The 26,095-nt window shown below is 53.2% G+C and carries 24 protein-coding genes, 2 tRNA genes, 3 rRNA genes and 1 other annotated feature; of the genes, 13 read left to right on the forward strand and 16 right to left on the reverse strand.

The genetic code is table 11. The features are described from left to right. Positions 1–2: 2 nt before the first annotated feature. The 10 genes from QOT07_RS04055 to QOT07_RS04100 all read right to left on the reverse strand — a co-directional run bounded on the left by QOT07_RS04055 (position 3) and on the right by QOT07_RS04100 (position 5,648). A complete protein-coding gene (locus QOT07_RS04055; RefSeq protein WP_085120328.1) occupies positions 3–353 on the reverse strand; it encodes a GPW/gp25 family protein in 351 nt (116 codons plus the stop codon). Further along, complete coding sequence (locus QOT07_RS04060) at positions 350–985, reverse strand: phage baseplate assembly protein V (RefSeq protein WP_261416021.1); 636 nt, start codon at positions 983–985, stop codon at positions 350–352. Before QOT07_RS04060 ends, QOT07_RS04055 begins: the two co-directional genes overlap by 4 nt. 88 nt (positions 986–1,073) lie before the next feature. Beyond that, positions 1,074–1,538: a phage tail protein gene (locus QOT07_RS04065; protein WP_099062817.1), complete on the reverse strand. Its 465-nt coding sequence runs from the start codon at positions 1,536–1,538 to the stop codon at positions 1,074–1,076. A 57-nt stretch (positions 1,539–1,595) separates the two neighbouring features. Beyond that, the gene (locus tag QOT07_RS04070) at positions 1,596–2,108 is read right to left on the reverse strand and encodes a lysozyme (RefSeq protein ID WP_283602600.1); all 513 of its coding nucleotides are present in this window, start codon (positions 2,106–2,108) and stop codon (positions 1,596–1,598) included. Further along, positions 2,092–2,310 (reverse strand): HP1 family phage holin, encoded by a 219-nt coding sequence (locus tag QOT07_RS04075; protein ID WP_012005317.1) that lies wholly within the window; start codon positions 2,308–2,310, stop codon positions 2,092–2,094. The genes QOT07_RS04070 and QOT07_RS04075 overlap by 17 nt, the downstream gene beginning before the upstream one ends. 3 nt (positions 2,311–2,313) lie before the next feature. Then, a complete protein-coding gene (locus QOT07_RS04080; protein ID WP_099062820.1) occupies positions 2,314–2,517 on the reverse strand; it encodes a tail protein X in 204 nt (67 codons plus the stop codon). A gap of 204 nt (positions 2,518–2,721) precedes the next feature. Continuing rightward, on the reverse strand, positions 2,722–2,916 hold the full coding sequence (locus QOT07_RS04085; protein WP_099062821.1) for a hypothetical protein: 195 nt from the start codon (positions 2,914–2,916) through the stop codon (positions 2,722–2,724). Between the two features lie 63 nt (positions 2,917–2,979). Beyond that, a complete protein-coding gene (locus tag QOT07_RS04090; protein ID WP_283602601.1) occupies positions 2,980–5,043 on the reverse strand; it encodes a replication endonuclease in 2,064 nt (687 codons plus the stop codon). Positions 5,044–5,046: 3 nt separating this feature from the next. Then, complete coding sequence (locus QOT07_RS04095) at positions 5,047–5,268, reverse strand: TraR/DksA C4-type zinc finger protein (protein ID WP_283602602.1); 222 nt, start codon at positions 5,266–5,268, stop codon at positions 5,047–5,049. Positions 5,269–5,342: 74 nt separating this feature from the next. Next, positions 5,343–5,648 carry a hypothetical protein gene (locus tag QOT07_RS04100; RefSeq protein ID WP_099062823.1) on the reverse strand — a complete coding sequence of 102 codons (306 nt, stop codon included), beginning with the start codon at positions 5,646–5,648 and terminating at the stop codon, positions 5,343–5,345. Between the two features lie 247 nt (positions 5,649–5,895). On the opposite strand from QOT07_RS04100, the gene QOT07_RS04105 reads away from it, so the two are divergent. Then, on the forward strand, positions 5,896–6,792 hold the full coding sequence (locus QOT07_RS04105; RefSeq protein ID WP_099062824.1) for a helix-turn-helix domain-containing protein: 897 nt from the start codon (positions 5,896–5,898) through the stop codon (positions 6,790–6,792). Between the two features lie 54 nt (positions 6,793–6,846). On the opposite strand, the gene QOT07_RS04110 is transcribed toward QOT07_RS04105, so the two are convergent. Continuing rightward, on the reverse strand, positions 6,847–7,611 hold the full coding sequence (locus QOT07_RS04110; protein ID WP_146751348.1) for a DUF481 domain-containing protein: 765 nt from the start codon (positions 7,609–7,611) through the stop codon (positions 6,847–6,849). 583 nt (positions 7,612–8,194) lie between these two features. Between QOT07_RS04110 and QOT07_RS04115 the strand changes: the two genes are divergently transcribed. After that, positions 8,195–9,268, forward strand: coding sequence for a 3-deoxy-7-phosphoheptulonate synthase (locus QOT07_RS04115; RefSeq protein WP_099062825.1), 1,074 nt, complete (start codon positions 8,195–8,197; stop codon positions 9,266–9,268). Positions 9,269–9,274: 6 nt separating this feature from the next. After that, a complete protein-coding gene (tyrA, locus tag QOT07_RS04120) occupies positions 9,275–10,396 on the forward strand; it encodes a bifunctional chorismate mutase/prephenate dehydrogenase (protein WP_283602603.1) in 1,122 nt (373 codons plus the stop codon). Positions 10,397–10,439: 43 nt separating this feature from the next. Here tyrA and pheA read toward each other — a convergent pair whose 3' ends face one another. The 4 genes from pheA to bamD all read right to left on the reverse strand — a co-directional run bounded on the left by pheA (position 10,440) and on the right by bamD (position 13,274). Beyond that, entirely contained in the window at positions 10,440–11,597 is a 1,158-nt protein-coding gene (gene pheA, locus QOT07_RS04125) for a bifunctional chorismate mutase/prephenate dehydratase (RefSeq protein ID WP_099062827.1), read from the reverse strand. A gap of 42 nt (positions 11,598–11,639) precedes the next feature. Next, positions 11,640–11,766, reverse strand: a sequence feature (Phe leader region). Beyond that, entirely contained in the window at positions 11,718–11,765 is a 48-nt protein-coding gene (locus tag QOT07_RS04130; RefSeq protein WP_197724615.1) for a hypothetical protein, read from the reverse strand. It overlaps the preceding feature by 48 nt. A 122-nt stretch (positions 11,767–11,888) precedes the next feature. Next, positions 11,889–12,230, reverse strand: a complete 342-nt coding sequence (raiA, locus tag QOT07_RS04135) for a ribosome-associated translation inhibitor RaiA (RefSeq protein WP_012005327.1) — start codon at positions 12,228–12,230, stop codon at positions 11,889–11,891. Positions 12,231–12,542: 312 nt separating this feature from the next. After that, the gene (gene bamD / locus QOT07_RS04140) at positions 12,543–13,274 is read right to left on the reverse strand and encodes an outer membrane protein assembly factor BamD (protein ID WP_099062828.1); all 732 of its coding nucleotides are present in this window, start codon (positions 13,272–13,274) and stop codon (positions 12,543–12,545) included. A gap of 131 nt (positions 13,275–13,405) precedes the next feature. Between bamD and rluD the strand changes: the two genes are divergently transcribed. From rluD to QOT07_RS04180, 8 genes are all read left to right on the forward strand, one after another. Further along, complete coding sequence (gene rluD / locus QOT07_RS04145) at positions 13,406–14,383, forward strand: 23S rRNA pseudouridine(1911/1915/1917) synthase RluD (protein WP_099062829.1); 978 nt, start codon at positions 13,406–13,408, stop codon at positions 14,381–14,383. After that, complete coding sequence (yfiH, locus tag QOT07_RS04150) at positions 14,383–15,114, forward strand: purine nucleoside phosphorylase YfiH (protein ID WP_099062830.1); 732 nt, start codon at positions 14,383–14,385, stop codon at positions 15,112–15,114. The genes rluD and yfiH overlap by 1 nt, the downstream gene beginning before the upstream one ends. Before the next feature lie 131 nt (positions 15,115–15,245). Then, positions 15,246–17,819 (forward strand): ATP-dependent chaperone ClpB, encoded by a 2,574-nt coding sequence (gene clpB, locus QOT07_RS04155; protein WP_085120345.1) that lies wholly within the window; start codon positions 15,246–15,248, stop codon positions 17,817–17,819. A 579-nt stretch (positions 17,820–18,398) separates the two neighbouring features. Continuing rightward, positions 18,399–19,941, forward strand: a 16S ribosomal RNA gene (locus QOT07_RS04160). A gap of 145 nt (positions 19,942–20,086) precedes the next feature. After that, a tRNA-Glu gene (locus QOT07_RS04165) sits at positions 20,087–20,162 on the forward strand. Positions 20,163–20,396: 234 nt separating this feature from the next. Beyond that, a 23S ribosomal RNA gene (locus tag QOT07_RS04170) occupies positions 20,397–23,306 on the forward strand. 100 nt (positions 23,307–23,406) lie between these two features. After that, positions 23,407–23,522: ribosomal RNA gene (gene rrf / locus QOT07_RS04175) — 5S ribosomal RNA — on the forward strand. The 16S, 23S and 5S rRNA genes sit together here with 2 tRNA genes alongside, the layout of an rRNA operon. A 94-nt stretch (positions 23,523–23,616) precedes the next feature. Continuing rightward, positions 23,617–23,693: transfer RNA gene (locus QOT07_RS04180), tRNA-Asp, on the forward strand. Positions 23,694–23,882: 189 nt separating this feature from the next. On the opposite strand, the gene QOT07_RS04185 is transcribed toward QOT07_RS04180, so the two are convergent. Then, positions 23,883–24,272, reverse strand: coding sequence for a hypothetical protein (locus QOT07_RS04185; protein WP_207976460.1), 390 nt, complete (start codon positions 24,270–24,272; stop codon positions 23,883–23,885). A 286-nt stretch (positions 24,273–24,558) separates the two neighbouring features. On the opposite strand from QOT07_RS04185, the gene QOT07_RS04190 reads away from it, so the two are divergent. Both QOT07_RS04190 and QOT07_RS04195 read left to right on the forward strand, forming a co-directional pair. Then, positions 24,559–25,275 (forward strand): beta-ketoacyl synthase chain length factor, encoded by a 717-nt coding sequence (locus QOT07_RS04190; protein WP_283602604.1) that lies wholly within the window; start codon positions 24,559–24,561, stop codon positions 25,273–25,275. Continuing rightward, a complete protein-coding gene (locus QOT07_RS04195) occupies positions 25,275–26,093 on the forward strand; it encodes a lysophospholipid acyltransferase family protein (RefSeq protein WP_085115276.1) in 819 nt (272 codons plus the stop codon). The genes QOT07_RS04190 and QOT07_RS04195 overlap by 1 nt, the downstream gene beginning before the upstream one ends. Positions 26,094–26,095: the final 2 nt, after the last annotated feature.

Genomic DNA, 26,095 nt, shown 5'->3' on the forward strand with positions numbered 1-26,095 from the left:
TGTCAGCTCACTGAAACAGAAAGAGAAAAGGTATCCGGCGTATCGGTACGGTTGCCGGTAATGTCGACCACCATTTTTCCGTCGATGGTGGTGTTAAAGGTGATGCCGCTTAGTTGAATGCGTGGCTCCCACTGCAGCAGCGCGCTGTAGCAGGCGGCCATGATTTGCAGCCTCAGTACGTCGTTTTGCGGCTGATCCAGCAGTTCGGACAGCAGCGAACCGTAATTGCGGCGCATGATGCGTGAGCCGATCGGGGTGATTAAAATGTCACTTACCGATTGACGGATATGGTCAAGGTCGGTGATCGCGCGGCCGGAGCCGCGGTTCATGCCGAAATATTTCGCGTTATTCATGCTGGTTTATCCGTTTGGCCTCCGCCGTTTTGCACGCCGCCGTGGGTGTGGGTATGCACCACTACGCCGTTAGAACTGATGCTGCCGCCGGAGTGGTTGAGATCGCCGGTCATCGAGCCGCCTTGTCGGATGGCAATGGTGCCGGTGGTTAATAACTGGGTGCATTCCACTTCAGGGGCATCCAGCGTGATCTTGCTCGTTGCACGACAGGTGATGGCCGGTGCGGTGACGTTTACCTGCTCTGTGGCTTCAATGGTGGCACTTTTGATGCCCATGACTTTCAGCGCACCTTCTGCCGGTTCGTACTCGATCACTGCGCCGTCAGGGAAGGTGATGTGTGCCGCCTGGGCCGAGGTTGACGGCGCCGGATGGGCATCGGAAAAAATACCGGGTAGCACGAAGGCGGTGTCGAGCTCTCCCCCCAGCGACAGCACCAGCACCTGTTCGCCTACGCTGGGCGCCCACCAGCAACGAGCATCACCGGCGCGGCCGGTCAGCCAATTAAGCCAGTCGGTGAGGTTGCCACCGGTGGCTACGCGGCAGCGTCCGCGATCGAGGTCGACCTCGCTGATGGTGCCAATGCGTATCAGGTTGCGCACCAGGCGCTGAATATCGAAGTTGTCTGTGTTCATCTCTTAAGAATGCCGCCGTGTTAGGGGGGCGACAACGCGGCGGCGTTTAGCTGGCGCCAGCACAACCGAAGCCGTCCCGCAGGTCAGTTTATGGTTGCTGAAATTGGCTTATCAGCTCGCCGTGCAGGTAAACCTGGGTGAAACGAATGACGTTTTCCGGCAACGGTGGCTCGGTCAAGGGTGTGATATGCAACGCGCCGTCGCGCTGTTCCACCTGAATGCGTTCGGTCAGTTGCAACTGCAGATCAAGCTGGCCGGCGGCACTGATATCGCGTTTGAAGGTAAAGCCATTTTTTCGTTTTTCCGCGTTGGCGAGAATGTCGGGCTGGTGACTGCGCAGCCAGGCCAAGACGGTGACCATTACCAGATCTTCTTCATTGACCTGATCGCTCAGCGTCAGGTTGAGTTGGTATTGATATTCGAAAGACAGTGAAGGGCCTAATGTAGAGACCACGCGCCCGTTATCCAGGCTGATGTGTAGCTTATCGGGATGTGTCTGTAGGTCTGGTAGCGCGTTGGCCAGTGCAGTACGCAACTGCTCGGGTTTTAACATGATGTCTCTCCTGGCAGGCAGTGCCTGCTGAGTGGTTGAATTGAACAAACAGGGATATCAGCGCTGGACACCCTGCAGGCACAGTGCCTGTTCGGCATTGCGGCGGCGTTCAAGCCCTTGGTTTTTAACGCTGTTGACATAGACCCAGCGGGGGAGCTGATCGCAAGCTTCCTGCCATTGTTGGCGCTTGATAAAGGTGGCCAATGTGGAATTGCAGGCCGCGCTAACTCCTACGTTGAAAGCAAAGGCGCTGACTGCGTCATAAACCGGCTGCGGCATCTCTACCGCCATACAGCGGGCGATACCGCGTTCGACGGTGCGGACATCGTCGATCAGATTGGCGGCCGCCTGACGTTCGTTGATGACGGTGCCGGATTTCACCCCAGCGGTATGGCCGATGCCGTTGGTCCAGACGCCGGCACTGCACTGATAAGGTGAAAGCCGGCAGCCTTCGAAATCGGCAATCAGACGCAATCCCTGCTCAGAGGTGTGCAGGGTATTGAACTGTGGCAGCAGGGCGGCGAGGGCCAAAATAGCCGCCACGCTGCAGCGTTTAGCGAGTGAGCTCATCGTAGACTCCGCGTTTCAGACCGTTTTTTTTTAACGATTTCAACAGCTGGTAGCTTTTACGCCGGTAGTACCAATTCACCGCAAAAGTACCAACACCGACCGCAGCACCCACCAAAAGGGCAATGTCCTGTGTAGAGTGCCGCCCCATCCAGGCCAGGCAGGCCGCCGTGAGATAGGCAAGCGTTGAGGTGAGTTTCTCCATCGTTTAGTCCCACAGTTTGACGGTTTCTCGTTGAGCGGCCGCCGGCAGATCCGGCAGTTCGATCGGATGACCGTGGGGAAGAATTGGGCCTGCATCGGCCAGGCCGCGATTGGCGAGATAAACCTGCTCCACCAGACGCTGAGTGCTGCCGTAATAGCGCCAGCAAATTGCGTCGATGGTGTCGCCTTGTTGTGCATAAATTTTCATCATTAGGCTCCTGCTTGGGGGAAAGTGAGATGGGCGCGGGGGCCCTGGATATATCCCAGTTTCCCGTGCGAGGCAGGCGTCGGCAACGCGATGGGGTTGTGGATGCGCTGGCACAACGGAAGGGAGAAAATGCTGCTGGCAGAAACGAAAACACCCGCTGGTAGCGGGTGTTGGAAAAGGGGGTTAGCTTAAGCAAACGCTGATTTAGCGAGAGTCCTGTCGATCCGCCGGGTAAAATATTTCTTGATAATCATTGTCTGGCAGCACCTGGCTGGCCAGATCTGAAATCAGCGACATGGCGATCAGAAATTCGGCGGCATTGCACTGTGCGGCCTGCGAAACATCGGCGATGAACTGGATGCGGGACAGTGTTAGCTGTTGTTTATCCATAATTTCCACTGTTCTTGCCCTCTCTTAAGTATACTGTTTATTTATACAGTATTAAGCAAAACGCTAAAGGCGTCAATGGTTGGATTTATCATTTGTGCAGTAAAAATAGGGCCAGTCATTGATTAGCGGAAATTGTACAAGTTGTTCACCGAAGTGGATTTTGCCTCCCCTCACCAGCACTTCCAACTGCCAGCGTTCAGGATCGATGCCGATCTGCCGAAGATCGCAGGCAATCGTCAGGCAGCGCTGTTGTTGTGCCGGCGTCAGACGTGCGGAAGGCGCGGGTTTTGGGCGGTTAATCGACAGTAATCCACAGTTATTGGCAGAACTCCAAGGTGTTGCAGGCTCAGAGTTTTTAGCCACGATGCGCCACTGCAACGTACGGGTCCGGTATACCCGATCAGGGCCCAGGTGGGAGGCATAAATACCGACCACCTTTTGCACTCGTTCGTCATAGCTGTTCAATGTGGGTGCATCATCACGGGCTACACGCACCCACTGTTGGCTGCGCGGTACGTTGGCACCGCCCTGAGCGTTGATATAACCGGCAAAATCGCCAGCATCGGCCGCGGCGCGTACGGCTTCGGTTCGCTCATCGAACTGCTGCGACAGGCTATGTCCACGAATACGACGACATTCACGGTAGGCGCCTATGCTGGGTAGGCCAAAAGGGTGAAACTGCGGAATGCGCCAGGTACTGGCCCAGGCGCTGACCGCATTGGCGGTTTCGCTTAGTGGGGTGCCCGTCTCGTGATCCCGTTCTCCTTCCAGCGCATAGCCATCGAGGTTCTTGGCAACGTATTTGGCCATGTAAGCGGTCGCGCCTCCCCGATTCAGGTGCTTACAGTGGAGGCGATTCTCCTGCGCTCCGGGTTCCCCGGCATCTTGCTGCAGCGCATAGCGGCGCAGAATATTGATCACTTGCTGACGGTGGGGTTGGGGGGTAAACAGCATCAGGTGCCAATGCGGTGTGCCGTCGTGGTGCGGTTCGACCACTCGAACACCATAGACCTGCAACTGGTGATCTTTGAATGCGGTGCGCATTTTGCTCCATTGTTTCACCAGGTAGCCTTGGCCGTCTTTTGGGGTGAAATCTTCACGATCCCAGCGGTGATTAAAGCGTGCCTTGCCGTGGCCGCCGAAGGTACGAGTGGGATGAAAACGTGCGGGAGTCGTCAGGGTGATAAACAGACCGATGTGGCTGTTGTTTGCTGCGTAGGCTTCAATCCCTGTCAGAGTATTCATTAGTTCCATACGGCGAATGGCTGGATTGGCAATGCTGCCCAGCACTTTCTCCATCAGATCGATACGCTCCCCGGTAAGGGTATTCTCCAAATCGCAACGGCGCAGATAATCCAGGTTTGACTGGCGTCGAGCCTTCACGTCCCGAATGGCCTGTCGACTGGCATAGGGTGAAGTGTTGCGACTGACATTGCCGATGGCAATCAGTAGCGCCTCACGCCACTGCATGCGTTGCATTTTCAGGCGACGAAACCACCAGCGATCGCTGGTCAGTCTCGACAGTGCCGCTACCGCGCGGTGGCTGTCCAGCAGTCCCTTGCGGTAGCACTGCCAATGCATTGGCTGGATATTGAAAGCGCGTGCCATGCCGGCAATTTGGCCATACAGCCGTGATTGGAATTCGTTGCGTAGCAGTGCTGAAGTCTCTCCCGCATGTTTCACCAGTAGGGTGTCACACTCGCTTTGATAAAGCGCCAGTAACTGGCCGGCAATACGTTTTGCCAACTGTTCCAGCGCCTTGTCACCCAGCGTTGGCAGAGCATGATAGCTGTCTGCCTCATTGCCAAAGCGCATTGAGGCCTGCCGATTCAGGCCAAATTTGTCGTTCACTTGTTGAATACGCGGCCATATACGACGTTCGAAAACCAATACCAGATAGTGCCAGGCCGCTTTCGGGCCCTGCTGACTCAACAGATGTTGGTGGCGCTCGGTAAACTGTACGCGCAAATAATAGGGCAGGGTATTGACGCGCTGCAGCGCGGCCTGCCACTGGCGCAGCCGATCGCGGTTTAGCGTGGGTTCGCGGCCAATGGCTGGCCGCGGGATATTCCAGAGGTAGGCGCCTTCAAACAGGGGCGAGGGTTGGCGGCCTACATGATCGGGAGGAGCTGACATCGCTTAACGCCGGATGAAATGACGTTGCTGAGCCTCTGCGATCTCCTGGCAGGCCACGCAGCGGATTACGCCGGGAATAGCACGGCGCCGTACCTCCGGGATTGCCGCGTCACACTCGACGCAAAACAGCTCAGAGGCCTGGGTGATGACGGGTCTGGCGTGCGCGATTTGTTTCTCGAGCATCAGTGCCTGGCGCTCCTGCGCCATATCAATGGTATCAGCCATGGTGTGTTTTCCTGTTAGGGGGAATTTGGGCCGAACGGCATCCGGCGGGTTGCACGCCAGAAGTTGCAGAACGGCTATTTTTTATGATTCAGCAAGCAATCTTCTTCGCTGATATAGCGCGGCAGTGACTTGCCCAACTCAATGAATGCATTGAGCGCAGCGACAATTTGTTGTCGCTGGGGATAGCTCATTTCGTGGAACCGCAGCATCACGTGACGTTCGGTCAGGCCTGCATGAAAACAGAGCGTGTGACGTAGGTGCAGTGGAGCGGTGTTGTAGATCTCCTCGGCCTGATTTTTATTTTGGGCGAACAGCGTGCGGCGGATTTCACCAATGCGCCGTAGGCCGATAGCCCGTTGCTCTTCACTCGCCAGTAGCATGACAACCTCCCTGGATACGAATTGATGAGTAGGCTTGCAAAAGCGAGGTGGGTTCCTGGTCGGGTCACGGCCACTTTATAGGAGGCATGCCTGCTTTCTGTCAGGCGATTGTCGGTGTAACTCGCTATTGGATTACCATGGCGTTTGCATTTTCATCAATCATGTCGCATCATCTTAACTAAAGTGACATATGAGTCGCTTGTGCAACGTTGTGATGGCACTTTAGATCGCAAAATGCGACTTGTAAATGCAAATTTTGATTTTAATCGGTGATGATATGCGTGAAGAGACTGTGAACGATAACGCCTCCGTAGGCGCAGTGATTGAAAGGATCCTTTCATCTTATGGTGTTAGCACGCAAAAAGAACTGAGTGAAATCTTGGGGATAGCCCCTAATAACATCAGCAGCTGGCAACAACGCGGCAGTGTGCCTGGCTATGTGATTATCAGCTGCGCACTGGCGACGGGCGCTGATTTGGCCTGGTTGATGAGCGGTGAGCTTGCAAAAGCAAAAAATGAACGCAAGTCCATTCAACCCGCACAGGGCAAAGCGCTTTACGATCGGGTTCTGGCCTCTGGCGGTAAAGGCGTGCTACGCCGTATCCTAGATGCTTATGGTTTCAGTCTGCAGAAGGAACTCGGTGATTTGCTGGGCATTTCGTCAGGCACCATGAGTACCTGGGTTCGTCGTAACTATTTCCCAGGCGATATTGTGGTGACCTGTGCTCTGGATACCGGCGTCTCTCTGTTGTGGCTGGCAACCGGGCAGGGGGAGATGGGGAGTGGCAACACCACGGAGGCTGCTCCTGCGGGAGGACGTGCGTTGCCGAAGCACCGGCTCGTCGCCGGACAGTTGAAAGATGCGGGAGAATGGCTGGCGGACAGTTCACTGATCCCTGCTGGGGTCGCGAAGCCAGCTTACATTGATGGCGGCCGGCTATCCTGGCTGGTGGATTTGGCCGTGACTCACATTGCCAATGGCCGTTGGCTGATCGATATCGACGGCAATATCGATGTTTATGATATTGCGCGTTTACCGGGCAATCAGGTACAGGTCAGCGGGGGGAATGCAGACTTCCAGTGTTCTACCGATGCGCTGAAAGCCTTGGGCATGGTCTGGTTGACACTGACACCTCAGGCATAAAAAAAGCCCATCGATGATGGGCTTAGCGGCGTCATAAGTATTGGGACGGAAGGATTACAGGCCGTATACCAAACTGATTGAAGTGGTGGTGTCGGTGTTCTTCGGCGCTGACGCCGGCGGCTTGCTGTTGTAAGTCACGGTGTAAGCCAGACGCAGGGCGAACCTGTCGTTTATCGCAACGCTCAGCGCGGTTTCGGAGTTCAGCGTGGTTTCTTCGTTCGCCAGTGCGGAAACGCCTTCGGAGAACTTGGTATTATCGGTCAGCTGGTACGAATAGTTGGCTGCACCGTAAGCCAGTGCTTTGGTTGAGCGGCCACCGCCATGATACTCATCGTGACGCACACCTGGACCAAATTCGACCCGCAGATCGCTGAGTGGCCCGTTGAGAATTTGGCGACCATAACCGCCGGTCAGCGTGGAGCGAGAGTCATAACCGTTGAAGCGGTCGCTCAGCCAGCTTGCCTGACCGAACAGGTAGTTGCGATCGGACAGGTTATAACGGGTACGGCCACCGGCCTGATACTTTTCAGATGAGCGCACGTTGGAGGACGTGGTGTTGTTGGCGGCTCCCCACAGGCTGTAGGCGGCATCGCTGTTGAACCAGGTCATGCTGGTGTTGGCCAGCAGGGTCGAGCTTTGTGAGTTGCCAGACTGCGAGTTGTAACCTGCCTGGACGTTGCCTTCAAACGGCTTTTTAGCGGTGGCCGGATCGTCCATCGCGGTGAAAAGTGTATTGTCGGCAAGGGCTGAAACACTGGTGAAAGTCGTTAAGCAGCTAATGAACAGCGGAATAGCGCGGCGAGCGCGTAAAGAGAGCATTTTGGATCCAGTTGTTAAGAGTGATTATAAGTGATGTCAGTCACATTATATCGGTTCGTCATGGCGACCAAAATAGCTACGATTAGCTTAAGTTTTTAATTTCTCATCATCACTTATTCACTTTTCTTCTACTTAATTAACCCCTTCCTGCGGCATATCATGCTGAGTGTCCTTAGCGTTTGGCTGGGCTTTGGCTGCGGTTGTCGTTTGGTAGCAACAGTCGACAAAGATGCATGCCAGTTAATCCGGGTTCAACGGAGAGGCTTGCCCTAGTCTGGTGCACGGTTAAACAAAACAAGTGTACAGTTATGTTTACATTTTCTGGTGGCGGAGTGAATCAATCAAGATCAAAAAAGTTAAACGATATGTTTAATTCTTGATTGATTTTTGTAGTTATAAATCATGTTGTTGAGTTGTTTTATGCGTCTCCGTTCAAACTATTTTTTTGGGTCTCTAACGGATGGTAATTTTTTATTTACAGATATCGGATTGAAAACTTTACATCGCATGGTATGGTAAGGACCTGAAACGCTCAAGGTTGTATTAACGCTTACGCATAACGGCAAACGACAGGAACAGCATCATGCAAAAAGACGCGCTCAATAACGTTCATATCAGTGCAGAACAAATTCTGATCACTCCGGAAGAGCTGAAGAACCAGTTCCCGCTCAGCGGCAGCGATGAAAACGAAATCGCTACCGCGCGCAAAACCATCGCCGATATTTTACAGGGGCGCGATCATCGCCTGCTGGTGGTGTGCGGACCTTGTTCTATTCATGACCCGGATGCCGCGCTGGATTACGCCCGTCATTTGAAAACCCTGTCGGCTGAATTGAGCGATCAGCTGTATATCGTTATGCGTGTCTATTTTGAAAAACCACGAACCACGGTCGGCTGGAAAGGCCTGATTAACGATCCGTACATGGATGGTTCGTTTGATGTTGAAGCCGGTTTACACATCGCGCGTCGCCTGCTGCTGGATCTGGTGGGCATGGGCCTGCCGTTGGCCACCGAAGCCCTGGATCCGAACAGTCCGCAATACCTGGGCGATCTGTTCAGCTGGTCAGCGATTGGCGCGCGCACCACGGAATCACAAACTCACCGTGAGATGGCTTCAGGGTTGTCGATGCCGGTGGGCTTCAAAAATGGTACCGACGGCAGCCTGGGTACGGCAATCAATGCCATGCGTGCTGCGGCGATGCCACACCGTTTTGTCGGCATCAACCAGGCAGGGCAAGTATGCCTGCTGCAAACGCAGGGTAACCCGGATGGGCACGTGATCCTGCGCGGCGGTAAAACGCCGAACTACAGCGCCGAAGACGTTGCGGCTTGCGAAAAACAGATGCAGGAGGCGGGACTCCACCCGTCCTTGATGATAGATTGCAGCCATGGCAACTCGAACAAAGATTATCGCCGTCAGCCGGCGGTTGCCGAGTCCGTGGTAGAGCAGATTAAAGCGGGTAACCGTTCGATCACCGGCATCATGCTGGAAAGCCACCTGCACGAAGGCAGTCAGTCTTCTGAACAACCTCGTGCAGATATGCGCTACGGGGTTTCTGTTACTGACGCCTGCATTAACTGGGAAAGTACAGAGACGCTGCTGCGCCATATGCACCAGGAACTCGGCACTGCGCTGACGGCACGTACTGGAGAGTAGTAAGTTATGGTGGCTGAACTGACCGCGTTGCGCGATCAAATTGACGAAGTGGATAAGGCTCTGCTGGGGCTGCTGGCAAAACGCTTGCAACTGGTGGCGGAAGTGGGTGAGGTTAAAAGCCACCATGGTTTGCCGGTGTATGTTCCTGAGCGTGAGGCGGCGATGTTAGCCTCACGGCGTCAAGAAGCCGAGAAGCTTGGTGTGCCACCTGACCTGATCGAGGATGTACTACGTCGGGTGATGCGTGAGTCTTATGTCAGTGAGAACGACAAAGGCTTTAAAACCCTGCACCCACAGCTGCGTCCGATTGTCATTATCGGCGGTAACGGTCAAATGGGACGGTTGTTTAACCGCCTGCTGACGCTGTCCGGCTACCAGGTCAAGGTATTGGATCAGCAAGATTGGCCGCAGGCCGACACCTTGCTGGCCGACGCCGGCATGGTGATTGTCAGCGTGCCGATTCACGTGACAGAACAGGTCATTGAGCGGTTACCGCCACTGCCGGCGGACTGTATCCTGGTCGATCTGGCTTCAGTAAAAAATCGCCCACTGAATGCCATGCTGGCAGCACATCCAGGGCCTGTGGTAGGGCTGCATCCGATGTTTGGTCCGGACGTAGGCAGCGTGGCCAAGCAGGTAGTGGTCTACTGTGATGGCCGCCAACCGGAAGCTTACCAATGGTTGCTGGAGCAATTGCAGGTATGGGGCGCTCGTTTGCACGGTATCAGCGCGGTTGAACATGACCAGAACATGGCGTTCATTCAGGCATTACGCCATTTTGCGACCTTTGCCTACGGTCTGCATCTGGCGGAAGAAAACGTACAACTGGAACAGTTGCTGGCACTCTCCTCGCCAATCTACCGGCTGGAGCTGGCAATGGTCGGGCGGCTGTTTGCTCAGGATCCGCAGCTGTACGCCGATATCATCATGTCGTCGGAAGAGAACATTGCATTAATCAAACGCTACTACCAGCGGTTTGGCGAGGCAATAAAGCTGCTGGAGCAGGGCGATAAACAAGCGTTTATTCAGAGCTTCCAGAAGGTCGAGCATTGGTTTGGTGACTACGCACAGCGCTTCCTGGTGGAAAGCCGTTCTCTACTGCGTCAGGCGAACGACAGTCGGCAATAAAATATCCGGGTTCGGCAATGGCCGAACCCTTTTTTTATCTCAGTCAGGACGGATTAACCGGCACCACGTTGTCGCTTGGGTAGCAACCCAGTACTTTTAGCGAGCGGGTGATTGGCGTCAGATCCCTCAATGCTTTCTGCATTGATTCAGAACGCAGGTTTGCCTGCACATCGATATAAAACATTTCTTCCCACGGATTGCCGTTAATCGGGCGAGATTCCAGTTTGGTCATGATGATGCCGTTTTCGCGCAGCACCAACAGGGCTTCAACCAACGCACCTGACTGCTGGCCGGTCGCCATAATCAACGTGGTTTTAGCCGGAACCTGTTCGGACACTTCAATAGCCTTGCGCGCCAGTACGATGAAACGGGTGATATTCTGCTGCTGATTGGCCAGATTATGCTCCAGTACTTGCAGCCCGTAGAGGGCTCCACCGGCTTCGCTGCCTAGCGCTGCGGCTTTTGGCGAGTTCAATTTGGCCACTTTTTCCATCGCGGCGGCCGTGCTTTCACAGTATTCGATTTTCCAGTGTGGATAACGGTTAATGAACTGACTGCATTGCTGGAACGGCTGCGGGTGGCTATATACGGTTTCAATCTGGGCGAGATCGGTCTCACTGGCGACCAGGACACAGTGATCGATAGGGTTGGTCAACTCGCCGACGATCGACAGGCTGGTGTGTTGCAGCAGGTCGTAAACGTCGTTAATCGAACCGGAGCTGGTATTCTCGATCGGCAGGATGGCGTAATCCGCCTGGCCGGTTTCGACCTGGGTGAAGATGTCCTGGAATTTCTGGCAACCGCATTCGACCAACTGATCGAAGTGGCGAGCGGCATATTGGCGCGCGGCCAGATGTGAATAGGACCCCTTAGGGCCAAGGAAGGCGATGCGGGCGGAATGCTGGCTAACTTGATTGAGCTGGTTCTGCAGTAGTGACTGCTGGGTTAATACCGAGTCTTCGATAATCAGCTGGAACAGGCGGGTAACGTAAAAACCGTCCAGGTCGTAGGGTTTGGCGGCGGCGATCAGGGCGTCCAGCAGGTCGCGTTCGCGCTCTTTATCACGGATTGGCCGGTGAGAGTGCAGCTTGGTCTTTCCTACTTCTACCGCCAGCTCACGGCGTTCTGCCAGCAAGGACAGCAGTTTCAGATCCAGTGCGCTGATGCGTTTGCGCAGCACGAGTAACGGGTTGTCGGTCATAATCAGCTTCTGCCTTGTATTTTTATACGTCGTAAAATAGCCATAAAAAAAGCCCCCTGGTTTCAGGAGGCTTTGTTGTTCGTCTTCGCATTCTTTATCACACGACGAAACGCCTCCCAATCAGGGGAAGGTAAAAAAGAATGCGAAGAAAAACGGTTTACGGAACATGGGTTATCCAGAGTATGCATGAGACAGGTTTTAAAGTAACCGCAGGCCTTTATCTCGTCAATAAAAAAACCAGACAAAAAACGCGCCCTCAGGCGCGTTTGATGTGAAACAGCCGCTAAACGGTTATTCTTGTTCCGGCTCGACTTCTGGAATGATGTCTTTCACGCTGGTCGCGGCACGGCGTGCTTCGCCTTTGTGCTGCACCTTATTCAATTGGCGCTCCAGCTTGGCGATCAGATCGTTAACGGCGGTGTACATGTCTTCATGTTTTGCGCTGGCGACCAGCGGGCCGTTAGGGGTAGTAATGGTGGCATCGGCAACAAACCCTTTCGGCTCTTTGGATAAGACGATATGTGGGTTAATCAGTTGGGCCTGCCATTTTTCCAGTTTGGTGAGACGGTCTTCGACGTGACTGCGGATTGCGGGAGTGATATCCATTTGTTTGCTGGTAATGTTCAATGTCATATAACTTACCTCTCTGTCTTTCCGTCTTGGATGGATCCAGCATACCCCGCTTCTTGCTTAAATGCGTGATGAAAATCACGTATTTTTGTCACTTTTTGCAAAGTTAGTTCAATCTGTGATTCAGCATTTGAAATGGCTATCTAACGCTTGAGTCTTGTGAGCGGAACGCGCATGATTGAAAGGATAAGCGGTGGCGCAGTCTTGCTAACATCGTGTTTTTGCTTGTGTATTTATCCAGCCCTGGCTAAGTTCGCAGCAAATGAAAACGGCAGCCGAAGCTGCCGTTTTGTTTTTCTACCCTTGCCAATTCGGTTACGCCGGGTTGGCGGTAATCACTTTGGCCACTTTGTCGGCCTGACCGTTCAGTTGCAACTGCTTATATGCATTTTCCATCAGCGGCAGCGCGTCGCGCGTCGCTTGAGTATCTGGATATTCACGTAGCATCTGTTCGGCACGATTAACGACCGCGACGTAGGCACCGCGTTTAGTGTAGTATTCCACCACCGAAAGCTCATACTTGGCCAGGCGGTCTTTCAGATACACCAGACGCTTGTTGGCATCGGTCACATACTGGCTGTTCGGGTACTGCTGAATCAGCTGGCTGAAATCGCGAAACGCAGCGCGAGCATGCTGTGGATCGCGGTCTGAACGATCGACCCCGAAGAAGCCTTGCAATGCACTGTCATCCAACGCCATATCGGTCAGACCACGCATATACATCACGTAGTCGATGTTCGGGTGCGTAGGGTTCAGACGCATGAAACGATCGATAGACGCCTGAGCCAGCGGTAAATCGGCAGATTTGTAGTAGGCATAAATCAGGTCTAACTGAACCTGCTGGGAGTACGGCCCGAAAGGATAGCGGTTATCTAACGCTTCGAGTTGCGTAATCGCGCCCTTAAAGTTACCGTCCTGCAGTTTTTGCTGGGCAGTAGCATAGATTTCCGAAGGTGGGTTGTCGGGAACCGCATCCTTGGATGTGGAGCAACCTGCCAGCGCCAGGCTCAACGTGGCTGCCGCCACCAGATATTTCATACGCGTCATGACGTTTTGATTATCCTCAGGGTGTTATTCCGGGAGACTGTCCGTTAAGCTCCCGACAAAGACCAGTTACAATAGCACATTATATTAAACGGCATCGCCGTGAAAACCCAACGTTAACGAAGAAGCTGCATATGGCACAACAAGTACAACTCACCGCAACGGTGGCCGAATCTCAACTCGGACAACGTTTAGATCAGGCTTTGGCCGAATTGTTCCCTGATTATTCACGATCTCGCATAAAAGATTGGATCCTGGACAATCGGGTACAGGTTAATGGCAAAACGATAAACAAACCGAAAGAGAAGGTACTGGGGGGAGAGACGGTCGCCATTGATGCACAGATAGAAGAAGACGCCCGTTGGGAACCGCAGGACATCGCGCTGAATATCGTCTACGAAGACAGTGACATTCTGGTTATCAACAAGCCACGCGACCTGGTCGTGCACCCTGGCGCCGGTAACCCGGATGGCACGGTGCTCAATGCATTACTGCACTACTATCCTGAAATTGCCGATGTGCCGCGTGCCGGCATTGTGCACCGTCTGGACAAAGACACTACCGGCCTGATGGTCGTGGCAAAAACCGTTCCGGCGCAAACCCGGCTGGTCGAAGCGCTGCAGGCGCGTGATATCACCCGTGAATATGAAGCGGTTGCTATTGGTACCATGACCGCCGGTGGCACCGTCGAAGAGCCGATTTCGCGCCATTCGACCAAACGCACCCATATGGCAGTGCACCCGATGGGCAAACCGGCGGTGACCCATTACCGTATTATGGAGCACTTCCGCGCGCATACTCGTCTGCGTCTGCGTCTGGAAACCGGCCGTACTCACCAGATCCGCGTTCATATGTCACATATCAACCATCCTTTGGTGGGTGATCAACTGTACGGTGGCCGTCCACGTCCACCAAAAGGTGCGTCGGATGCATTTATTGCTGCGCTGCGCGGTTTCGATCGCCAGGCACTGCACGCCACCATGCTGCGTTTATATCATCCAATCAGCGGTATCCAGATGGAGTGGCATGCGCCGCTGCCACAGGATATGGTCGATCTGATTAACGCGCTGAAAGCTGATACCGAAGAATTCAAAGATCAGATGAACTGGTAATGGATCCGCTCATCCTGCCCGATTGGCCGTTGCCTGCGGGGGTAAAAGCCTGCAGCACCACTCGTCATGGCGGCGTTAGCCTGCCGCCGTATGACTCGCTCAACCTCGGAACCCATGTGGGTGATGAAGAGCGGGCGGTGGCGGATAATCGCCAACGGCTGGTGGTGGGTGCCAGCTTACCTCAGATGCCAGTTTGGCTGGAGCAGGTGCATGGTACCCGCGTAGTGCGGCTGGATGGGCAAACGCCAACCGATCTGCAAGCGGATGCGGTTTACAGCAATGTGCCGGGGCAGGTGTGTGCCGTGATGACGGCAGATTGCCTGCCTGTGCTGTTTTGCTCGCAGGCCGGTGATGAAGTTGCCGCAGCCCATGCCGGTTGGCGTGGGTTGTGCAATGGCGTGCTGGAACAGACTCTGGCCGCTTTTGCCGCCCAGCCAGGTAGCATCAGCGCCTGGCTGGGGCCGGCGATTGGCCCGCAGCAGTTTGAAGTCGGGCCTGAGGTCCGTGCGGCATTTATTGCTGTAGACGCCGTCGCAGCAGCGGCTTTTACCCCCCAGGGTGATAAATTCCTGGCCGATATCTATTTATTAGCTCGCCAACGCTTGCAACGTGCAGGCATTCACACTATCTACGGTGGCGATCGCTGTACGGTGAGCGAAATCAGTCATTTTTTCTCCTATCGTCGCGATGGAATAACCGGACGTCTGGCAAGTTTAATCTGGCTGATATAACCTATTGAATTAGGACGGTCCAAAGACGCATGATGTAGTACCGAAAATATACAGTCGAAATAACCTTGAATTTTTGAGGGATGACCTCATTTAATCTCCAGTAGCAATTTCGACCCAATCTTGGAGGTGTTATGCGTCTGGATCGTCTTACTAACAAATTCCAGCTTGCCCTCGCCGATGCCCAATCTTTAGCCCTTGGGCGCGACAACCAATTTATTGAACCGTTACATCTGATGAGCGCCTTGCTCAATCAGGAAGGGGGCACGGTTCGTCCACTCTTAACTTCTGCCGGTATCGATGCAGGGCGCGTGCGCACTGAAATCGAACAGGCACTGTCTCGTCAGCCTCAAGTCGAAGGCACCGGTGGCGACGTTCAACCGTCCCATGAACTGGTGCGTGTCCTTAACCTGTGCGACAAGCTGGCGCAAAAGCGGGCGGACAAATTCATTTCTTCCGAACTATTTGTGTTGGCGGTGCTTGAAGATCGCGGAACATTGACCGATCTGTTGAAAGCGGCCGGTGCGACTACCGATAAAATCAGCAAGGCGATTGAGCAAATGCGAGGTGGAGACAGCGTGGAAGATCAGGGTGCTGAAGACCAACGTCAGGCATTGAAGAAATACACTATTGATCTGACCGAACGTGCCGAACAGGGCAAACTTGACCCGGTTATCGGCCGTGACGAAGAGATCCGCCGTACCATTCAGGTATTGCAACGCCGTACCAAAAACAACCCGGTGTTAATCGGTGAGCCTGGCGTGGGTAAAACCGCCATCGTCGAAGGTTTGGCGCAGCGCATCATTAATGGTGAAGTACCGGAAGGCCTGAAGCATAAACGCGTGCTGTCCCTCGACATGGGGGCGCTGATCGCCGGTGCCAAGTACCGCGGTGAGTTCGAAGAGCGTCTGAAAGCGGTGCTGAGTGATTTGTCTAAACAGGAAGGCAGCGTCATTCTGTTTATTGATGAATTGCACACTATGGTCGGTGCGGGTAAAGCCGATGGCGCGATGGATGCCGGTAATATGTTGAAACCGGCGCTGGCACGTGGGGAACTACACTGCGTCGGTGCCACTACGCTGGACGAATACCGCCAGTATATAGAGAAGGATGCGGCGCTCGAACGTCGTTTCCAGAAAGTCTATGTGGCTGAACCCAGCGTTGAAGACACCATCGCAATTCTGCGCGGCCTGAAAGAACGTTATGAACTGCATCACCATGTGCAGATCACTGACCCGGCGATTGTTGCGGCGGCGACGTTGTCACACCGTTACATCTCCGATCGTCAATTGCCGGATAAGGCTATTGACCTGATCGATGAGGCAGCGTCCAGCATCCGTATGCAGATGGACTCGAAGCCGGAATCACTCGATCGTCTGGAGCGCCGCATTATTCAGCTCAAGCTGGAGCAGCAGGCGCTGAGTAAAGAGTCGGACGACGCCAGCAAGAAACGTCTGGAAATGCTGAGCGGCGAGCTCGAGCAGAAAGAACGCGAATATTCAGAGCTGGAAGAAGAGTGGAAAGCGGAAAAGGCTTCACTCTCCGGCACGCAGAATATTAAAGCGGATCTTGAGCAGGCCAAGATCACCTTGGAGCAGGCGCGTCGCGTCGGCGATCTGGGGCGGATGTCGGAACTGCAGTACGGCAAGATCCCTGAGCTGGAAAAACAGCTTGCCGCCGCCACGCTGGCCGAAGGCAAAACCATGAAGCTGTTGCGTAACCGGGTGACGGACGCAGAAATCGCCGAAGTGCTGGCGCGCGCCACCGGTATTCCTGTTGCCAGAATGCTGGAAGGCGAGCGTGACAAACTGTTGCGTCTGGAGCAGGAGCTGCATTCTCGGGTCATTGGCCAGGATGAAGCAGTGAGTGCGGTCTCTAACGCGATTCGTCGTAGCCGTGCCGGTCTTTCAGATCCAAACCGACCTATCGGTTCATTCCTGTTCCTCGGTCCGACCGGGGTGGGTAAAACCGAACTCTGTAAGGCACTGGCTTCGTTCCTGTTTGACAGTGACGACGCCATGGTGCGTATCGACATGTCCGAGTTTATGGAGAAACATTCGGTATCGCGGCTGGTGGGTGCGCCTCCGGGCTATGTCGGGTATGAAGAGGGCGGTTATCTGACCGAGGCAGTGCGTCGTCGACCTTATTCGGTGATCCTGCTGGATGAAGTTGAGAAGGCGCACCCGGATGTGTTCAACATCCTGCTGCAGGTATTGGATGACGGGCGTCTGACCGATGGTCAGGGCCGCACCGTTGATTTCCGTAATACCGTGGTGATTATGACTTCTAACCTGGGGTCCGATCTGATCCAGGAACACTTTGGTCAGATGAACTACGCGCAGATGAAAGAATCGGTGATGGAAATGGTCACACATCATTTCCGTCCGGAATTCATCAACCGTATAGATGAGGTGGTGGTGTTCCACCCACTCGGCCAGAAACACATTGCCGAGATCGCCAAGATTCAGTTGGCGCGTCTGTACAAACGTCTGGAAGAACGCGGTTACGAAGTCACTATGACCGAACCGGCGTTGGAGCTGCTGGGCAAAACCGGTTTCGACCCTGTGTATGGTGCGCGTCCGTTGAAACGCGCTATCCAGCAGGAGATCGAAAACCCATTGGCGCAGCAAATCCTTTCCGGCAAGCTGATTCCGGGCAAACCGGTGACGCTGGATGTAGAAAACGAGCATATCGTCGCCAGACAGTAACGACTATCTATAGTTATTACGATAAAAGGGAGCGGGAAACCGCTCCCTTTTCTTTATCTGTTTTCATTGGGTTTATAGGGTTTTCCGAGGCAACGACCTTAAAATCTCACTTTTCTGGCTAATAAATATCCTAAAATGGCTTTTTTGGTGGTTATTTGAACGCTTGAAAAGTTTTTTGCATTTAGGGGTTGCGACCTTCTGAGAACTCCCTATAATGCGCCTCCACTGACCGGGAACAACGACTCCTCTAACGAGAACCAGTCGCCCAGCCAGGAAGAAGCAAGCCGGTGAAAACACCGTTTCTTAATAAGAAAAAAGCTTGACTCTTCAGCGGGAAAGCGTAATATGCACCTCCCGCGTTACCGAGAGTTATCTCAGTAACGAACGCTCTTTAACAATTTATCAGACAATCTGTGTGGGCACTCCACAAGACGATATCCAGAACCTTCGGGTTCGAAAAAATATCAAGTCTTGAAGAGTGACCAAGCAATACGTTGTTTCGTTGGCTTGTCCAACAGAACGACTATTACGAAAGTTATTTTCGAGCATCGCTTCACGAGTTGAAGCAAATCAAGCTTTTAATTGAAGAGTTTGATCATGGCTCAGATTGAACGCTGGCGGCAGGCCTAACACATGCAAGTCGAGCGGTAGCACAGGAGAGCTTGCTCTCTGGGTGACGAGCGGCGGACGGGTGAGTAATGTCTGGGAAACTGCCTGATGGAGGGGGATAACTACTGGAAACGGTAGCTAATACCGCATAACGTCTTCGGACCAAAGTGGGGGACCTTCGGGCCTCACGCCATCAGATGTGCCCAGATGGGATTAGCTAGTAGGTGGGGTAATGGCTCACCTAGGCGACGATCCCTAGCTGGTCTGAGAGGATGACCAGCCACACTGGAACTGAGACACGGTCCAGACTCCTACGGGAGGCAGCAGTGGGGAATATTGCACAATGGGCGCAAGCCTGATGCAGCCATGCCGCGTGTGTGAAGAAGGCCTTCGGGTTGTAAAGCACTTTCAGCGAGGAGGAAGGGTAGTGTGTTAATAGCACATTGCATTGACGTTACTCGCAGAAGAAGCACCGGCTAACTCCGTGCCAGCAGCCGCGGTAATACGGAGGGTGCAAGCGTTAATCGGAATTACTGGGCGTAAAGCGCACGCAGGCGGTTTGTTAAGTCAGATGTGAAATCCCCGCGCTTAACGTGGGAACTGCATTTGAAACTGGCAAGCTAGAGTCTTGTAGAGGGGGGTAGAATTCCAGGTGTAGCGGTGAAATGCGTAGAGATCTGGAGGAATACCGGTGGCGAAGGCGGCCCCCTGGACAAAGACTGACGCTCAGGTGCGAAAGCGTGGGGAGCAAACAGGATTAGATACCCTGGTAGTCCACGCTGTAAACGATGTCGACTTGGAGGTTGTGCCCTTGAGGCGTGGCTTCCGGAGCTAACGCGTTAAGTCGACCGCCTGGGGAGTACGGCCGCAAGGTTAAAACTCAAATGAATTGACGGGGGCCCGCACAAGCGGTGGAGCATGTGGTTTAATTCGATGCAACGCGAAGAACCTTACCTACTCTTGACATCCACAGAATTCGGCAGAGATGCCTTAGTGCCTTCGGGAACTGTGAGACAGGTGCTGCATGGCTGTCGTCAGCTCGTGTTGTGAAATGTTGGGTTAAGTCCCGCAACGAGCGCAACCCTTATCCTTTGTTGCCAGCGCGTAATGGCGGGAACTCAAAGGAGACTGCCGGTGATAAACCGGAGGAAGGTGGGGATGACGTCAAGTCATCATGGCCCTTACGAGTAGGGCTACACACGTGCTACAATGGCGTATACAAAGAGAAGCGAACTCGCGAGAGCCAGCGGACCTCATAAAGTACGTCGTAGTCCGGATCGGAGTCTGCAACTCGACTCCGTGAAGTCGGAATCGCTAGTAATCGTAGATCAGAATGCTACGGTGAATACGTTCCCGGGCCTTGTACACACCGCCCGTCACACCATGGGAGTGGGTTGCAAAAGAAGTAGGTAGCTTAACCTTCGGGAGGGCGCTTACCACTTTGTGATTCATGACTGGGGTGAAGTCGTAACAAGGTAACCGTAGGGGAACCTGCGGTTGGATCACCTCCTTACCTAATGATATTGATTCGAGTGAAGTGCTCACACAGATTGTCTGATGAAAAAGTAATGAGCAAAAGCGCTACCTGTTGATGTAATGAGTCTCTGACTCATGCTGATACGAACCGATTAAGACGTTCAGTTTAATCGGATTTTCGTGTCCCCATCGTCTAGAGGCCTAGGACACTGCCCTTTCACGGCTGTAACAGGGGTTCGAATCCCCTTGGGGACGCCATCCGATAATGAGTGAAAGACATTATCACCGGTTCTTGCCGAACCGAAAACATCTTAAAGATGACTTTAACGAGTCGTGTTTAAGATATTGCTCTTTAACAATCTGGAACAAGCTGAAAATTGAAACATGACAGCTGAAACTTACTCCTCCGTAGACGTATTGGAGTAAGGATTAACCTGTCATAGAGTCTCTCAAATGTAGCAGCACGAAGGTGGAAACACTTTTGGGTTGTGAGGTTAAGTGACTAAGCGTACACGGTGGATGCCTAGGCAGTCAGAGGCGATGAAGGGCGTGTTAATCTGCGATAAGCGTCGGTAAGGTGATATAAACCGTTATAACCGGCGATACCCGAATGGGGAAACCCAGTGCAATTCGTTGCACTATCATACGATGAATACATAGTCGTATGAGGCGAACCGGGGGAACTGAAACATCTAAGTACCCCGAGGAAAAGAAATCAACCGAGATTCCCCCAGTAGCGGCGAGCGAACGGGGAGGAGCCCAGAACCTGAATCAGTTCTTGTGTTAGTGGAAGCGTCTGGAAAGTCGCACAGTAAAGGGTGATAGTCCCGTACACTAAAATGCATTAATTGTGAGTTCGATGAGTAGGGCGGGACACGTGACATCCTGTCTGAATATGGGGGGACCATCCTCCAAGGCTAAATACTCCTGACTGACCGATAGTGAACCAGTACCGTGAGGGAAAGGCGAAAAGAACCCCGGCGAGGGGAGTGAAATAGAACCTGAAACCGTGTACGTACAAGCAGTGGGAGCCTACTTTGTTGGGTGACTGCGTACCTTTTGTATAATGGGTCAGCGACTTATATTTTGTAGCAAGGTTAACCGTATAGGGGAGCCGTAGGGAAACCGAGTCTTAACTGGGCGAATAGTTGCAAGGTATAGACCCGAAACCCGGTGATCTAGCCATGGGCAGGTTGAAGGTTGGGTAACACTAACTGGAGGACCGAACCGACTAATGTTGAAAAATTAGCGGATGACTTGTGGCTGGGGGTGAAAGGCCAATCAAACCGGGAGATAGCTGGTTCTCCCCGAAAGCTATTTAGGTAGCGCCTCGTGAACTCATCTTCGGGGGTAGAGCACTGTTTCGGCTAGGGGGCCATCCCGGCTTACCAAACCGATGCAAACTCCGAATACCGAAGAATGTTATCACGGGAGACACACGGCGGGTGCTAACGTCCGTCGTGAAGAGGGAAACAACCCAGACCGCCAGCTAAGGTCCCAAAGTCATGGTTAAGTGGGAAACGATGTGGGAAGGCATAGACAGCCAGGATGTTGGCTTAGAAGCAGCCATCATTTAAAGAAAGCGTAATAGCTCACTGGTCGAGTCGGCCTGCGCGGAAGATGTAACGGGGCTAAACCATGCACCGAAGCTGCGGCAGCGACGCTTAGGCGTTGTTGGGTAGGGGAGCGTTCTGTAAGCCGTTGAAGGTGGCCTGTGAGGGTTGCTGGAGGTATCAGAAGTGCGAATGCTGACATAAGTAACGATAAAGCGGGTGAAAAACCCGCTCGCCGGAAGACCAAGGGTTCCTGTCCAACGTTAATCGGGGCAGGGTGAGTCGACCCCTAAGGCGAGGCCGAAAGGCGTAGTCGATGGGAAACAGGTTAATATTCCTGTACTCGGTGTTACTGCGAAGGGGGGACGGAGAAGGCTAGGCTAGCCGGGCGACGGTTGTCCCGGTTTAAGCGTGTAGGGGGAGTGACTTGGTAAATCCGGTTACTTATTCAACCCTGAGGCGTGATGACGATGCACTACGGTGCAGAAGTAGTTGATGCCAAGCTTCCAGGAAAAGCCTCTAAGCATCAGGTAACATCAAATCGTACCCCAAACCGACACAGGTGGTCAGGTAGAGAATACCAAGGCGCTTGAGAGAACTCGGGTGAAGGAACTAGGCAAAATGGTGCCGTAACTTCGGGAGAAGGCACGCTGGCGCGTAGGTGAAGAGACTTGCTCTCGGAGCTGAAGCCAGTCGCAGATACCAGCTGGCTGCAACTGTTTAATAAAAACACAGCACTGTGCAAACACGAAAGTGGACGTATACGGTGTGACGCCTGCCCGGTGCTGGAAGGTTAATTGATGGGGTCAGCCGCAAGGCGAAGCTCTTGATCGAAGCCCCAGTAAACGGCGGCCGTAACTATAACGGTCCTAAGGTAGCGAAATTCCTTGTCGGGTAAGTTCCGACCTGCACGAATGGCGTAATGATGGCCAGGCTGTCTCCACCCGAGACTCAGTGAAATTGAACTCGCTGTGAAGATGCAGTGTACCCGCGGCAAGACGGAAAGACCCCGTGAACCTTTACTATAGCTTGACACTGAACATTGAGCCTTGATGTGTAGGATAGGTGGGAGGCTTTGAAGCGTGGACGCCAGTCTGCGTGGAGCCAACCTTGAAATACCACCCTTTAATGTTTGATGTTCTAACTCGGCCCCATAATCTGGGGTGAGGACAGTGTCTGGTGGGTAGTTTGACTGGGGCGGTCTCCTCCCAAAGAGTAACGGAGGAGCACGAAGGTTAGCTAATCACGGTCGGACATCGTGAGGTTAGTGCAAAGGCATAAGCTAGCTTGACTGCGAGAGTGACGGCTCGAGCAGGTACGAAAGTAGGTCTTAGTGATCCGGTGGTTCTGAATGGAAGGGCCATCGCTCAACGGATAAAAGGTACTCCGGGGATAACAGGCTGATACCGCCCAAGAGTTCATATCGACGGCGGTGTTTGGCACCTCGATGTCGGCTCATCACATCCTGGGGCTGAAGTAGGTCCCAAGGGTATGGCTGTTCGCCATTTAAAGTGGTACGCGAGCTGGGTTTAGAACGTCGTGAGACAGTTCGGTCCCTATCTGCCGTGGGCGTTGGAAGATTGAGAGGGGTTGCTCCTAGTACGAGAGGACCGGAGTGAACGCACCACTGGTGTTCGGGTTGTCATGCCAATGGCATTGCCCGGTAGCTAAGTGCGGAAAAGATAAGCGCTGAAAGCATCTAAGCGCGAAACTTGCCTCGAGATGAGTCTTCCCTGGGGACTTGATCCCCCTGAAGGAACGTTTAAGACTAAGACGTTGATAGGCTGGGTGTGTAAGTGCAGCGATGCATTGAGCTAACCAGTACTAATGATCCGTGAGACTTAACCTTACAACACCAAAAGTGTTTTAGAGAGACAGATTTTCAGCGAATGTTCCGAGATTGGTTCTGATGGCTACGGGTAGTGGCGGTTGGAATGAAACAGAATTTGCCTGGCGGCCATAGCGCGGTGGTCCCACCTGATCCCATGCCGAACTCAGAAGTGAAACGCCGTAGCGCCGATGGTAGTGTGGGGTCTCCCCATGCGAGAGTAGGACACTGCCAGGCATCAATTAAACGTTATCGGTTTGACACCCGGTAATGAGCAGGATCGCCATGAGCGGTTTTGCCACATCGAAAGATGTAACGTGAAAGAACCGGTGGAGCGGTAGTTCAGTTGGTTAGAATACCTGCCTGTCACGCAGGGGGTCGCGGGTTCGAGCCCCGTCCGTTCCGCCACTAATTTGATAAGCCCTGAGTCTCTGACTCAGGGCTTTTTCATATGAAAAATTCAGAGAAATAGCCTATTGCAGCGTGATTTATGCGGTGAAAATCTATTTTGATAAATAATTATCTGAATTGAATGCCAATATAAAGAATAATATACCCGGCAGTAGGATCCCCACCGGGTAATCTACATTCTCGTCGTTATTTAATATTCTGACGGGCGAGTTCCAACTGAATATCCTTATCCAGATTGGCCACCCAGCGATTATAGTTTGGGTGAATCTTTCCGTCTTTGGCATCCATATTACCGCTGCCAATATAGTTAATCTGATAACTATTCGTGTTGTAAGTGATGCGGATGTCGGCACTGTGACCACGCAGCAAAATTTTGCCATCGATCACGCCGTCAGCGGTCGGGTTCATAATCCAGCCACGGTTCAAGCCTGCAGAGAGAATGGCCTGACGCACCTGTGCGTCACTGTGGCTACCAGCAACCTGTTGACTGACGTTTCTTACCGGGGCTGTGCCTGCGCAACCACTGACCAGAACCGCAGCGAATACGCCAGTTAAAATGAATTTTAATGGTTTCATACTCTTTTCCATGAGTGATGGTGAATAAGAAATGTATTAGCCACACACCGGGTGTAGTGTATGACTCTCCCCGATTAAGATACTCCGATGAAGCATTTTCGACAAATATTGCTGGTTTTCATTACGATAATTCCTTTTTCTCTCAAGTCTCATCAGGTTATGTCGATAAGTAAACCTAATCGTTTAATCGAATATTCCGTGTAAAAATAGGAATTTTGGGAATGCATTCTGAGGTTAGATATAATAAATTTACCCACGGAATTTTTCTGACCGGTAATACCCTTTAATGGCGGGCGACATGAATATACTCAGTTGGTGGGCGATGGCTCCCGATCGTGGAACGCGTGATGCATGGCGCCAATGGGCTACGGATGACTCTCTTGCCGCTGAATATCAGGGCGTATTACCCGGCTGTTCTCATATCCCCATGATGTCGCTGCGTCGGATGAGTATCGGAACCCGTTTGGCAGTAGAAAGCGGACTGATCTTGTTGAATGACTACCAGGCGGATATGGCGATCTTTACCAGTCGTCATGGCGAACTGGAGCGGACGCACAAAATTCTTCGGCATCTGCATCAGGAACAACCCTTATCGCCAACGGATTTTGCCATGTCGGTGCACAACACGGCGGCAGGCTGGTTGACTATTACGGCGAAGAATACTTTGCCGACCACTTCATTGGCTGCCGGGGCAGACAGCTTTCAGCAGGGGATGATTGAGGCCCAGGCGCTATTGGCCACGGGCAGTGCGGAGCGGGTGTTGTTAATCGATTTCGACGGTATTGTGCCGGAGGTTTATCGCCCTTTCGCGCAGGAAAATTCGGTTCCCTATGCTGTTGCCCTGTTGCTCGAAAGCGGTGGCACTCTGCATTGCCAGGCAACAACCACCGAACAGGCTAACCGCCATGAGCCGCAAGGTCTGGCATTTTTGCGGGGATGGCTGAGTGCTGATGATGAATTCACGGTACCGGGCCCACGGCACGACTGGTCGTGGAAACGCTGATGGCTACGACGATCCCTGCGGAAAGTACTCCCGAAAAATCATCCTGGTTTAATCGCTGTTGGCGGGTGGTGGCGACGGGCTTTTGCTTTTCACTGTTTGGCTTGGGCGGCCTGTTACTGTCTGGCGTCTGGTTTAATCTGATGCGTCTGGTGGTTCGTGATCCAGAGCGCCACAGTCGGTTGACACAGAACTCGATCCGTCACAGTTTCCGTTTCTTCCTGGCCACGACACGCTTTTTCGGCGTGTTGGATTACCATTTCGACAATGTAGAGCGCTTCAGTGAAGATCGTGGTTGCCTGGTGATCGCCAACCATCCCAGCCTGCTGGATTATGTGTTGTTGGCATCGCAGATGCCGCGCTGTGACTGTATCGTCAAAGAGGCCTTGCTGAGTAATGTGTTTGTCAGCGGGGTGATCAAAGCGGCAGGGTACTTGGCCAATGCGCAGTCGGATATCCTGTTGGAACAGTGTCGCCAACGTCTGGCCAGCGGAGGGACCATCCTGATCTTCCCGGAAGGCACTCGGACTACGCCGGGCAAGGCGCTGACATTGCAACGGGGGGCCGCCAATATTGCGCTACGAGGGCAGTGTGACATCCGCGTGGTGCATATTCATTGCCAGCCCCCCATGCTGACGAAGCAGGGCAAATGGTATAAGATCCCGGCGATAAAGCCGCAGTTCCATATCACCGTTCAGGATAAGATCGACGCCCGCGCATTCATTCATGCAAATGACGTTTCTCCCGCCCTTGCGGCAAGAAGATTAACCCAGCATTTAACTGACGCCTTACAGTCAGAACCTATAAATAATGAGAAATAGTG

It is taken from the genome of Serratia proteamaculans (assembly GCF_949794035.1).
Taxonomy (GTDB): domain Bacteria; phylum Pseudomonadota; class Gammaproteobacteria; order Enterobacterales; family Enterobacteriaceae; genus Serratia; species Serratia proteamaculans.

What these genes read in the sequence shown, in the direction of transcription:
- QOT07_RS04080 (WP_099062820.1), bottom strand. Translation starts at nt 2,517, where the DNA reads ATGAAAATTTATGCACAACAAGGCGACACCATCGACGCAATTTGCTGG.
- tyrA (WP_283602603.1), top strand. Translation starts at nt 9,275, where the DNA reads ATGGTGGCTGAACTGACCGCGTTGCGCGATCAAATTGACGAAGTGGAT.
- QOT07_RS04190 (WP_283602604.1), top strand. Translation starts at nt 24,559, where the DNA reads ATGGCGGGCGACATGAATATACTCAGTTGGTGGGCGATGGCTCCCGAT.
- pheA (WP_099062827.1), bottom strand. Translation starts at nt 11,597, where the DNA reads ATGACCGACAACCCGTTACTCGTGCTGCGCAAACGCATCAGCGCACTG.
- clpB (WP_085120345.1), top strand. Translation starts at nt 15,246, where the DNA reads ATGCGTCTGGATCGTCTTACTAACAAATTCCAGCTTGCCCTCGCCGAT.
- QOT07_RS04055 (WP_085120328.1), bottom strand. Translation starts at nt 353, where the DNA reads ATGAATAACGCGAAATATTTCGGCATGAACCGCGGCTCCGGCCGCGCG.
- QOT07_RS04185 (WP_207976460.1), bottom strand. Translation starts at nt 24,272, where the DNA reads ATGAAACCATTAAAATTCATTTTAACTGGCGTATTCGCTGCGGTTCTG.
- raiA (WP_012005327.1), bottom strand. Translation starts at nt 12,230, where the DNA reads ATGACATTGAACATTACCAGCAAACAAATGGATATCACTCCCGCAATC.
- QOT07_RS04195 (WP_085115276.1), top strand. Translation starts at nt 25,275, where the DNA reads ATGGCTACGACGATCCCTGCGGAAAGTACTCCCGAAAAATCATCCTGG.
- QOT07_RS04095 (WP_283602602.1), bottom strand. Translation starts at nt 5,268, where the DNA reads ATGGCTGATACCATTGATATGGCGCAGGAGCGCCAGGCACTGATGCTC.
- yfiH (WP_099062830.1), top strand. Translation starts at nt 14,383, where the DNA reads ATGGATCCGCTCATCCTGCCCGATTGGCCGTTGCCTGCGGGGGTAAAA.
- rluD (WP_099062829.1), top strand. Translation starts at nt 13,406, where the DNA reads ATGGCACAACAAGTACAACTCACCGCAACGGTGGCCGAATCTCAACTC.
- QOT07_RS04115 (WP_099062825.1), top strand. Translation starts at nt 8,195, where the DNA reads ATGCAAAAAGACGCGCTCAATAACGTTCATATCAGTGCAGAACAAATT.
- QOT07_RS04090 (WP_283602601.1), bottom strand. Translation starts at nt 5,043, where the DNA reads ATGTCAGCTCCTCCCGATCATGTAGGCCGCCAACCCTCGCCCCTGTTT.
- bamD (WP_099062828.1), bottom strand. Translation starts at nt 13,274, where the DNA reads ATGACGCGTATGAAATATCTGGTGGCGGCAGCCACGTTGAGCCTGGCG.
- QOT07_RS04100 (WP_099062823.1), bottom strand. Translation starts at nt 5,648, where the DNA reads ATGCTACTGGCGAGTGAAGAGCAACGGGCTATCGGCCTACGGCGCATT.
- QOT07_RS04060 (WP_261416021.1), bottom strand. Translation starts at nt 985, where the DNA reads ATGAACACAGACAACTTCGATATTCAGCGCCTGGTGCGCAACCTGATA.
- QOT07_RS04070 (WP_283602600.1), bottom strand. Translation starts at nt 2,108, where the DNA reads ATGAGCTCACTCGCTAAACGCTGCAGCGTGGCGGCTATTTTGGCCCTC.
- QOT07_RS04075 (WP_012005317.1), bottom strand. Translation starts at nt 2,310, where the DNA reads ATGGAGAAACTCACCTCAACGCTTGCCTATCTCACGGCGGCCTGCCTG.
- QOT07_RS04065 (WP_099062817.1), bottom strand. Translation starts at nt 1,538, where the DNA reads ATGTTAAAACCCGAGCAGTTGCGTACTGCACTGGCCAACGCGCTACCA.
- QOT07_RS04105 (WP_099062824.1), top strand. Translation starts at nt 5,896, where the DNA reads ATGCAAATTTTGATTTTAATCGGTGATGATATGCGTGAAGAGACTGTG.
- QOT07_RS04110 (WP_146751348.1), bottom strand. Translation starts at nt 7,611, where the DNA reads ATGCTCTCTTTACGCGCTCGCCGCGCTATTCCGCTGTTCATTAGCTGC.